We start from the raw sequence: 8,291 nt of genomic DNA on the forward strand, positions 1-8,291 counted from the left end.
CCGTCATGTTCTACCTTGCAGGGCTTCCGGGCCGCATCGCGGCGCCGCGGCCCGCATGCCGGACCGCCCTGCCAACAAAACCTGCCATCCACGAAACGCTCCGGCGCCGGCAGTCAGCGCCGGGGCGGCCGGCAACGCGCCGGCCCACCCCGGAAGGGGTCTTACATGTTCTCGATCAGCACTTCGCCGAAGCCGGAGCACGACACCTGCGTCGCGCCTTCCATCAGACGCGCGAAGTCGTACGTGACGCGCTTCTGCAGGATCGACTTCTCCATCGCGGCGATGATCGTGTCGGCTGCTTCCGTCCAGCCGAGGTGGCGCAGCATCATTTCCGCCGACAGGATCTCGGAACCCGGGTTCACGTAATCCTTGCCTGCGTACTTCGGCGCCGTGCCGTGCGTCGCCTCGAACATCGCGACCGAATCCGACAGGTTCGCGCCCGGCGCGATCCCGATGCCGCCGACCTGCGCGGCCAGTGCGTCGGAGATGTAGTCGCCGTTCAGGTTCAGCGTCGCGATCACGTCGTATTCGGCCGGACGCAGCAGGATCTGCTGCAGGAACGCGTCGGCGATCGAATCCTTGATCACGATCTCGTTGCCCGTCCTCGGGTTCTTCACGCGCATCCACGGGCCGCCGTCGATCAGCTCGCCACCGAACTCCTTCTGCGCGAGCGCGTAGCCGGCGTCACGGAACAGGCCTTCCGTGAACTTCATGATGTTGCCCTTGTGCACCAGCGTGACCGACTTGCGATCGTTGTCGATCGCGTACTGGATCGCCTTGCGCACGAGGCGCTCGGTGCCTTCGGTCGACACGGGCTTGACGCCGATCCCCGAGGTTTCCGGGAAACGGATCTTCTTCACGCCCATCTCGTCCTGCAGGAACTTGATCACCTTCTTCGCCTGCTCGGAGCCCGCGGCCCATTCGATGCCCGCGTAGATGTCTTCCGAGTTCTCACGGAAGATCACCATGTCGATCTTCTGCGGCTCGCGCACCGGCGACGGCACGCCCTTGAAATACTGGACCGGGCGCAGGCACACGTACAGGTCGAGCTCCTGGCGCAGCGCGACGTTCAGCGAACGGATGCCGCCGCCGACCGGGGTCGTGAGCGGCCCCTTGATCGACACCACGTATTCCTTCAGCACCTGCAGCGTTTCGTCCGGCAGCCACACGTCCGGACCGTACACCTTGGTCGCCTTCTCGCCCGCGAAAATCTCCATCCAGTGGATTTTGCGCTGGCCCTTGTAGGCATGCGCGACCGCCGCGTCGACGACCTTGATCATGACCGGCGTGATATCGAAGCCCGTACCGTCGCCTTCGATATAGGGAATGATCGGCTGATCGGAAACGTTGAGCGAGAAGTCCTTGTTGACGGTGATCTTGTCACCGCCCTCCGGAACCTTGATGTGCTGATACGGCATGATCGACTCCAGTGACGTGGCTGAGCAGGTGATGCTGGTCGAAGCTGCGCGCGCGGCGGGGGCACGGCATGGCCACCCCGTGACGACAACAGCGAGCCGCTATTCTAGCGCCCCAACCGGGCACTTCGGCGCGAACCGCGGCACTGCGTATCAAGACCTCACTTATGTCTTATATAAGACAGAGGACTTGCCGTTCCGTATTATGCATTAAGATTCCGCCATTTGCCATAGACCGCCCACCCCCGCTCCCTGCGGGGCGCCGGGCGGGCGCCCCGCCATGAACCTGATCGCCCTCAACAAGCCGTTCGGCACGATTTGCCAGTTTTCCGCGCACGAGACGCGGCCGTCGCTCGGCGACTGGGTAAAAACGCCCGGCGTGTACGCGGCCGGCCGGCTCGACGCGGACAGCGAGGGGCTGCTGCTGCTCACCGACGACGGCGCGCTGCAGGCCCGCATCGCGGAGCCGCGCCACAAGCTGGTGAAGCGCTACTGGGCGCAGGTCGACGGCGCGCCGGGGCCGGCCGACCTGAAGGCGCTCGCACGCGGCGTCGACCTCGGCGACTACGTGACGCGCCCGTGCCGCGCCGAATTCATCGAGCCGCCCGACACGCTGTGGCCGCGCAATCCGCCGATCCGCTACCGCGCCGCGATCCCGACCACGTGGATCGAGCTGGCGATCACCGAGGGCAAGAACCGGCAGGTGCGCCGGATGACGGCGGCCGTCGGCTTCCCGACGTTGCGTCTGGTGCGCGTCGGCATCGGCGCGCTCGACATATTCGCGCTCGGCATTGCACCGGGCGAAACGATCGCGCTGCCGCCGCGCGCGCCGTGGGACGGTTTCGCGCGCGCCGGATGACGAATCCGGCACGCGCGCATTTTTCGTCATCTTTTTCGTCAACCGGCTGCGGAGATCGCGCGTTAAACCACGCAGATGCCAACCTTAGCTATCCGGCATTGGCAGCCGAACCCCGTGTTTGCGTCACGAAAGCGACGTTTTATTCGAATACGATTCGGCGCCCGCAGCGCAAAGAGAAATTTCTCGAAGCGTCTGTCAACCGAAAGGTGGATGGCACCGTTAGACGACATGACTCCTATTGCCGGGTCATTTGGTTAATTAACTAAAGCTGAGGAACACAACATGAACAAACTGATCGCCGCTCTGGTCGCTGGTCTCTTCGCAACGGCAGCTTTCGCACAAGCTTCGGCTCCGGAAGCTGCTCCGGCACCGGCAGAAGCTGCTTCGGCACCGGCTAAGCACGCTGCCAAGAAGCACCACGCTGCCAAGAAGCACCACAAGGCATCGAAGAAGGCTGCAGCAAGCGACGCAGCAGCACCGGCAGCTGCTTCGAACTAAGTAAGCCAGCTGTAATAACGCAGTCAAGAACACGCAGTCCTGCCGTTCTTACGGCGTTGAAAGGCAGATCACCGCAAGGCGATCTGCCTTTTTCTTTTTTGTGCCCGCCGGCGCGCATCGCGTACCATGCGGGTCTCGTTTTCCAGACAGGAGCCATGCTGTGTCATTCTCCCTGCGCTCGTCGCTCGGCCGCCTTGCGCGCGCCGCCGTGTTTCCCGCCGCCCTCGCCGTCCTCGCGCTCGGCATGCAGGCTGCCGGCGCCCAAGTGCCGCCCGGCGCCAAGCAGCCGAGCGAGTTCCCGCGCGTGAAGCTGCGAGCCGGCATGTACGTGATCGACGCGGCCGTCGCCGCCAACGACGCCGACCGCGAACAGGGGCTGATGTACCGTTCGCAGCTCGCGCCGAACGAAGGCATGCTGTTCGTCTTCAACGAGAACGCCGTGCACTGCTTCTGGATGAAGAACACGCTGATTCCGCTGTCGATCGCGTTCATCCGCGCGGACGGCACGATCACCGACATCGACGAGATGCGCGCGGAAACCACCGACAACCACTGTCCGCGCAACAACGGCGTCTATGCGCTCGAAATGAGCAAGGGCTGGTTCGCCGCGAAGGGCATCAAGCCCGGCATGAAGCTCGACGGCCTGCCGCGGGCCCAGTAACGGCACCGGCCCGCGCGGCGGCGCCGCGCCGCGCACCGACCGAAAGCCGGCCGCCCATTATTCTTGTCGGGCGCCGGCTTTTTTTTCGCCTGCCGGCGGCGACGCACGCCTTGATTCCGCCGGCGCAGGCCGCATCTGCAAAAGCCACGCGCAAGCGCTATGCTTGAAGTCTCGCTTGTTCCAACCCGGGTCGGCCCCAGCCGCCCCGCTTACGATCCGAACCACCAGGAGGTTCACGTGCCCCGCAAAACCCCCATCGAGCGCTATCGAAATATCGGGATCAGCGCTCACATCGATGCCGGCAAGACCACGACGACCGAGCGCATCCTGTTTTACACCGGCGTGAGCCACAAGATCGGTGAAGTGCACGACGGCGCGGCCACGATGGACTGGATGGAGCAGGAGCAGGAACGCGGCATCACGATCACGTCGGCGGCGACCACGGCCTTCTGGAAGGGCATGGCCGGCAACTATCCGGAACACCGGATCAACATCATCGATACGCCCGGGCACGTCGACTTCACGATCGAAGTCGAGCGCTCGATGCGCGTGCTCGACGGCGCATGCATGGTCTACGACTCGGTCGGCGGCGTGCAGCCGCAATCGGAAACCGTGTGGCGCCAGGCGAACAAGTACAAGGTGCCGCGCATCGCGTTCGTCAACAAGATGGACCGGATCGGCGCCGACTTCTTCCGCGTGCAGAAGCAGATCGGCGAGCGCCTGAAAGGCGTCGCCGTGCCGATCCAGATTCCGATCGGCGCGGAAGATCATTTCCAGGGCGTCGTCGATCTCGTGAAGATGAAGGCGATCGTGTGGGACGACGAAAGCCAGGGCGTGAAGTTCTCGTACGAGGACATCCCCGCGAATCTCGTCGAGCTCGCGCACGAATGGCGCGAGAAGATGGTCGAGGCCGCGGCCGAAGCGAGCGAGGAACTGCTCGACAAGTATCTGCACGACCATGAATCGCTGACCGAGGACGAGATCAAGGCCGCGCTGCGCAAGCGCACGATCGCGAACGAGATCGTGCCGATGCTGTGCGGCAGCGCGTTCAAGAACAAGGGCGTGCAGGCGATGCTCGACGCGGTGATCGACTACCTGCCGTCGCCGGTCGACGTGCCCGCGATCCTCGGCCACGACTTCGTCGATCCGGAAAAGCCGGCGGAACGTCATCCGAGCGACGACGAGCCGTTCTCGGCGCTCGCGTTCAAGATCATGACCGACCCGTTCGTCGGCCAGCTGATCTTCTTCCGCGTGTATTCGGGCGTCGTCGAGTCGGGCGACACGGTGCTCAACGCGACGAAGGACAAGAAGGAGCGGCTCGGCCGGATCCTGCAGATGCACGCGAACGAGCGCAAGGAAATCAAGGAAGTGCGCGCGGGCGACATCGCGGCGGCCGTCGGCCTGAAGGAAGCGACCACCGGCGACACGCTGTGCGATCCGGCCAAGCCGATCATCCTCGAGAAGATGGAATTCCCGGAGCCGGTGATCTCGCAGGCCGTCGAGCCGAAGACGAAGGCCGACCAGGAAAAGATGGGCCTCGCGCTGAACCGCCTCGCGCAGGAAGATCCGTCGTTCCGCGTGCAGACCGACGAAGAGTCCGGCCAGACGATCATTTCGGGGATGGGCGAGCTCCACCTCGAAATCCTGGTCGACCGGATGAAGCGCGAGTTCGGCGTCGAAGCGACGGTCGGCAAGCCGCAGGTCGCGTATCGCGAAACGGTGCGCACGACGGCGGCCGACGTCGAAGGCAAGTTCGTCAAGCAGTCGGGCGGTCGCGGCCAGTACGGCCATGCGGTGATCACGCTCGAGCCGAACCCGGGCAAGGGCTACGAGTTCCTCGACGAGATCAAGGGCGGCGTGATTCCGCGCGAGTTCATCCCGGCCGTCGACAAGGGCATCACCGAGACGCTGAAGAGCGGCGTGCTCGCGGGCTACCCGGTCGTCGACGTGAAGGTGCATCTGACGTTCGGTTCGTACCACGACGTCGACTCGAACGAAAACGCGTTCCGGATGGCCGGCTCGATGGCGTTCAAGGAAGCGATGCGCAAGGCGAAGCCCGTGCTGCTCGAACCGATGATGGCCGTCGAGGTCGAGACGCCCGAGGACTTCATGGGCAACGTGATGGGCGACCTGTCGAGCCGGCGCGGCATCGTGCAGGGGATGGAGGACATCGCGGGCGGTGGCGGCAAGCTCGTACGCGCCGAAGTGCCGCTTGCCGAGATGTTCGGCTATTCGACGTCGCTGCGCTCGGCGACGCAGGGCCGTGCGACGTACTCGATGGAGTTCAAGCATTACGCGGAAACGCCGGCGAACGTGTCGGAAGCCGTGATCAACGCGAAGACGAAGTAAGCGCCGCTCGCCCGCGCCCTGTCGCTGGCACGCAAAGCCCGTCCGGTTCCGGACGGGCTTTTTTTCATCCGGCGCGCATCGCGTTCGCGGCTTGTTGATCGGCGCGCCGCGCTTTTTTTCGCGTGCCACAATGGATGGCGAATCGTCAGATGGAACCCGCCCGATGCCGCCCACCCCTGCCCTGCGCCGCCTGCTGACCCTCTATGCCGGCCTGATCGCCGCGAACGTCGCCGTCTGGCTGTGGGCGCTCGCGGTGCTGCGCGACCATCCGCTGCTGCTCGGCACCGCGGCGATCGCGTACGGGCTCGGGCTGCGTCATGCGGTCGACGCGGATCACATCGCCGCGATCGACGTCGCGACGCGCAAGCTGATGCAGGACGGCCAGCGTCCGGTGAGCGTCGGCCTGTTCTTCTCGCTCGGCCATTCGACGATCGTGATCGCCGCGACGCTCGGCATCGCGCTGACCGCGTTCGCGCTGCGCGACCGCTTCGATGCGTTCCGCGAGATCGGCGGCACGATCGGCACGGCGGTATCGGCCACCTTCCTGCTGGTGCTCGCGTGCGTGAACCTGATGATCCTGCGCGACGTGTGGCGACGCTATCGCGGCGCATCCGGGCACACGCACGACGGCGCGCATGATCATCGTCCCGCCGGACTCGTAGCGCGGTTGCTGCGCCCGCTGTTCCGGTTCGTGTCGAAGAGCTGGCACATGTATCCGGTCGGCGTGCTGTTCGGGCTCGGTTTCGATACTGCAACCGAAATCGGCCTGCTCGCGATCGCCGCCGCGCAGGCGAGCCAGGGGCTGCCGGTCTATACGATCATGCTGTTCCCCGCGCTTTTCACCGCCGGCATGACGCTGATCGACTCGACCGACAACGTCCTGATGATTCAGGCATACGGCTGGGCGATGGACGATCCGCAGCGCAAGCTGCTCTACAACGCGAGCATCACGTTCGTGTCGGCGGCCGTCGCGCTGGCGATCGGCGGGATCGAGGCAGCCGGCCTGCTGGCCGACAAGCTGTCGCTGACGGGCCCCGTGCGCGACACGCTCGATGCGCTCGGCGAACGCTTCGGCTCGATCGGCTACGGCATCGTCGCGCTGTTCCTCGTCTGCTGGATCGCGTCGATCCTGTTCCACCGCTGGCAACGCGCGGCCGACGCGCCGGCGCGCTGAACGACGCTCCCGACGTTTCACTCCGGAAACAAAACGCTCCCCACCGACGTTGCATGCGTGATCGCGCGACGGCACCGCCTTTCGCCACGGTCCCGCGCGGCCGATGGCACGAATCTCGCAGATAGGGATTCGCACGGCGGGCCCGCGTGCCGATCCGCATTCGCGGCTGGCGTCAAGCGCCGGCCCGAAGGCCATCGGCCGACGATAGGACAACGAATCTTTTACGCCCCCCTGCACCACACGTAAATAGTCGCGCGGCAACGAGGCATCGCGCGCATGGGGAGGCCATGATGCATAAGACGAAACAACCGTTCCGCGCGGCGGGACGGCGCCCTCGTGCAACCTTGCTGGCCGCGGCCGCGTTTGCGTGCTGCTGCTCGTATGCCGTCGCACAGAACACGACACCTGACTCCGCGTCCGACGCGAACGCCAGCGCGGACACCATCATGACGCTGGTCGAGAACGCATCGCCGTGCGCCGCCGATCCGGCTGCGTGCGCGGTGCACGTTTATGCCGGCCGCGGCGTCGGGAATGGCGGTGCCGGCGCGAGCGGCAGCGGCAATGGGAACGGCGGTGGCAGCGGTAGTGGCAATGGCAGCGGGAACGGCAGCGGCGGCAACAATGGGAACGGCGCCGTCGGACCTGCCGGTGTCGGCGGAACGACAGGTGGAACGTCAGGCAGTACGAGCGGCACGGGCCGCGGAGGCAATGCGTCCGGCAACGGTGGTTCAGGTGGTGGCACTTCGGGTGGTGGTACCTCGGGTGGCGGTACCTCGGGTGGCGGCACCTCGGGTGGCGGCACTTCGGGTGGCGGTACTTCGGGTGGCGGTACTTCGGGTGGAGGCACCTCGGGTGGAGGCACCTCGGGTGGCGGCACCTCGGGTGGCGGCACCTCGGGTGGAGGCACCTCGGGTGGCGGCACTTCGGGTGGCGGCACCTCAGGTGGCGGTGGCCACGGTGGGGGTGGCGACGGTGACGGCGGCGGTCACGGTCATGGTGGCGGCCATGGCGATGGCGACGGTGACGGCGGTGGCCACGGCCACGGTGGCGGCCACGGCGATGGTGACGGTGATGGCGGCGGCCACGGCCATGGCGGCGGTGATGGCAGCGGTCACGGCCATGGCGGCGGTCACGGCCATGGCGGCGGTCACGGCCATGGTGGTGGCCATGGCAATGGCGGCGGCCATGGTGACGGCGGCGGTGGCCACGGCAACGGCGGTGGCCATGGCGACGGCGGCGGTGGTCACGGCAACGGCGGTGGTGGCGGTGGCAGCGGTGGCAGCGGTGGCAGCGGTGGCAGCGGCGGTGGCGGTGGCGGTGGCGGTGGCGGTGGCG

General features: G+C 66.1%; 7 protein-coding genes. 5 read left to right on the plus strand and 2 right to left on the minus strand.

What is annotated here, in order from left to right:
* Positions 1-161: 161 nt before the first annotated feature.
* Positions 162-1,418, minus strand: coding sequence for an NADP-dependent isocitrate dehydrogenase (gene icd / locus HWX03_RS23070; RefSeq protein WP_174390882.1), 1,257 nt, complete (start codon positions 1,416-1,418; stop codon positions 162-164).
* Positions 1,419-1,695: 277 nt separating this feature from the next.
* On the opposite strand from icd, the gene HWX03_RS23075 reads away from it, so the two are divergent.
* The 5 genes from HWX03_RS23075 to HWX03_RS23095 all read left to right on the plus strand — a co-directional run bounded on the left by HWX03_RS23075 (position 1,696) and on the right by HWX03_RS23095 (position 6,956).
* Positions 1,696-2,274 carry a pseudouridine synthase gene (locus tag HWX03_RS23075; protein WP_175872782.1) on the plus strand — a complete coding sequence of 193 codons (579 nt, stop codon included), beginning with the start codon at positions 1,696-1,698 and terminating at the stop codon, positions 2,272-2,274.
* 282 nt (positions 2,275-2,556) lie between these two features.
* Complete coding sequence (locus tag HWX03_RS23080; RefSeq protein WP_175822129.1) at positions 2,557-2,772, plus strand: hypothetical protein; 216 nt, start codon at positions 2,557-2,559, stop codon at positions 2,770-2,772.
* 160 nt (positions 2,773-2,932) lie between these two features.
* A complete protein-coding gene (locus tag HWX03_RS23085; protein WP_027785219.1) occupies positions 2,933-3,433 on the plus strand; it encodes a DUF192 domain-containing protein in 501 nt (166 codons plus the stop codon).
* A gap of 237 nt (positions 3,434-3,670) precedes the next feature.
* Complete coding sequence (gene fusA / locus HWX03_RS23090; protein WP_175822128.1) at positions 3,671-5,782, plus strand: elongation factor G; 2,112 nt, start codon at positions 3,671-3,673, stop codon at positions 5,780-5,782.
* A gap of 163 nt (positions 5,783-5,945) precedes the next feature.
* A complete protein-coding gene (locus tag HWX03_RS23095; protein ID WP_175872783.1) occupies positions 5,946-6,956 on the plus strand; it encodes a HoxN/HupN/NixA family nickel/cobalt transporter in 1,011 nt (336 codons plus the stop codon).
* A gap of 938 nt (positions 6,957-7,894) precedes the next feature.
* On the opposite strand, the gene HWX03_RS37255 is transcribed toward HWX03_RS23095, so the two are convergent.
* The coding region (locus HWX03_RS37255; RefSeq protein ID WP_279612239.1) for a hypothetical protein at positions 7,895-8,291 on the minus strand (397 nt) is incomplete at its 5' end.

The organism is Burkholderia sp. BCC0397, assembly GCF_902832865.1.
Lineage (GTDB): Bacteria > Pseudomonadota > Gammaproteobacteria > Burkholderiales > Burkholderiaceae > Burkholderia.

Excerpts from the sequence above, each read along its gene's own strand:
- icd (WP_174390882.1), bottom strand. The coding sequence starts at position 1,418 with ATGCCGTATCAGCACATCAAGGTTCCGGAGGGCGGTGACAAGATCACC.
- HWX03_RS23075 (WP_175872782.1), top strand. The coding sequence starts at position 1,696 with ATGAACCTGATCGCCCTCAACAAGCCGTTCGGCACGATTTGCCAGTTT.
- HWX03_RS23080 (WP_175822129.1), top strand. The coding sequence starts at position 2,557 with ATGAACAAACTGATCGCCGCTCTGGTCGCTGGTCTCTTCGCAACGGCA.
- HWX03_RS23095 (WP_175872783.1), top strand. The coding sequence starts at position 5,946 with ATGCCGCCCACCCCTGCCCTGCGCCGCCTGCTGACCCTCTATGCCGGC.